The organism is Actinomadura soli (assembly GCF_005889715.1).
Lineage (GTDB): Bacteria > Actinomycetota > Actinomycetes > Streptosporangiales > Streptosporangiaceae > Spirillospora > Spirillospora soli.
On the sequence record NZ_VCKW01000553.1, the window covers coordinates 1 to 1,483 of the forward strand.

Below are 1,483 nucleotides of genomic sequence, written 5' to 3' on the forward strand. Positions count from 1 at the left end.
GGGCGGGACGGCGGCTCGGCGGCCGCGGCGTCGTGGCGCAGGATCTCCAGGTGGACGGCGGACAGTTCCGGGGACGGGTCGACGCCGAGCCGGTCGGCGAGGGCGCGGCGCGTCTCCTCGAAGACCTCCAGGGCGTCGGCCTGCCGTCCCGCCGCGTACAGGGCGCGCATGAGGTGCGCGCGGAGCCGTTCGCGCAACGGGTCGGCGGCGAGCGGTTCGAGGTCGGCGACCGGCGGGGCGGGCCGTCCGGCGGCGAGCTCGGCGTCCACGCGGTCTTCGACGGCGGCGAGCCGCAGCTCGTCCAGCCGTGCGATCGGCGCGGCGGCGAACGCGGCGTCGGCGACGTCGGCGAGCGCGGGACCGCGCCACAGCGCGAGCGCCTCGCGGAGCCGGTCCGCCCGCCGGGCCGGGTCGTCCTCCCCGCGGGCCGCCGCGACGCCGCGCTCGAACGCGACCGCGTCCACCTGCGCCGGGTCGATGCCGAGCCGGTAGCCGGCCGGGCCGTGCTCGACCAGGTCGCGTCCGGCGACGCCGCGCAGCCGTGAGACCAGCGCCTGCAGCGCGTTGCCTCCGCCCGCGGGCGGCGCGCCGTCCCACAGGTCGTCCAGCAGCCGGTCGGCGGACACCGGCCGGCCCGCCTCGGCCGCGAGCCGCACCAGCAGGGCGCGCAGCCGCCGGCCGCCGACCTCGACGGGCCGCGCGGCCTCGTCCCGCACGTCGAGCGGGCCCAGGATGCCGATGCGCACGAATCCCCTTCCCGCGTGCCATTGTCGCCGATGTGTGGACCGCGCGTGCCGGGTACCTGTCCGATATGCCTAGAGCACAGATCAAGGACGAGAAGATGTACCAGCGGCTCCGCGACCAGGGCGAGAGCAAGGAGAAGGCCGCGCGGATCGCCAACGCGTCGGCGGGCCAGGGCAGGAAGAAGGTCGGCCGCAAGGGCGGCAAGAACCCGCCGTACACCGACTGGACGAAGGAAGAGCTGCTGAAGCGGGCCCGCGAGATCGGCATCGAGGGACGGTCGTCGATGAACAAGTCCGAGCTGATCAGCGCGCTGCGCGGCCACTGACCACGAACGCGGTCGCCCCGCTCGGACCGGCCGCGGCCCGCCCGCGCGGGGCCGCGGCGGCAGCGGAGGATGACGTCCCAGACGCCCCATTCTTTACGTTTGCCCCATATACGGCGGGTAGGGCCACCCCATGGATCTGTCATTCCTCAAAACGCTGTACCAACGTCCGGGCCCCTTCGCGTCGGTGTACGCCGACCTCACCCGGACCACCGAGGACGCGTCCAAGGCCGTCGAGCTGCGGTGGCGGGCGCTTCGCGCGGACCTGGAGGCCCAGCACGCCCCGAAGGCCATGCTCCGCGCGATCGAGCAGACCATCGACGAGGAGATGCGGGCGCGCCGCTCCGAAGGGTTGGTGATCTTCGCCGCGGACGGCGAGGTGACGCACACCGAACGGCTCCCCGGCCCGCCCCGCAC

At 75.0% G+C, this 1,483-nt stretch carries 2 protein-coding genes and 1 pseudogene; 2 read left to right on the top strand and 1 reads right to left on the bottom strand.

The window, feature by feature from the left end; translation table 11 throughout:
* A partial coding sequence (locus tag ETD83_RS41765) for an AfsR/SARP family transcriptional regulator (RefSeq protein ID WP_138650759.1) occupies positions 1 to 746 on the bottom strand: 746 nt, incomplete at its 3' end.
* Positions 747 to 811: 65 nt separating this feature from the next.
* On the opposite strand from ETD83_RS41765, the gene ETD83_RS41770 reads away from it, so the two are divergent.
* Both ETD83_RS41770 and ETD83_RS41775 read left to right on the top strand, forming a co-directional pair.
* Positions 812 to 1,069, top strand: coding sequence for a DUF7218 family protein (locus ETD83_RS41770; protein WP_138650760.1), 258 nt, complete (start codon positions 812 to 814; stop codon positions 1,067 to 1,069).
* Between the two features lie 130 nt (positions 1,070 to 1,199).
* Positions 1,200 to 1,483 (top strand): annotated as a pseudogene (locus ETD83_RS41775) (Vms1/Ankzf1 family peptidyl-tRNA hydrolase); the annotation flags it as partial.

Bases quoted from the DNA above. Each gene is read 5' to 3' on its own strand.
- ETD83_RS41770 (WP_138650760.1), top strand. From the start codon at position 812: ATGCCTAGAGCACAGATCAAGGACGAGAAGATGTACCAGCGGCTCCGC.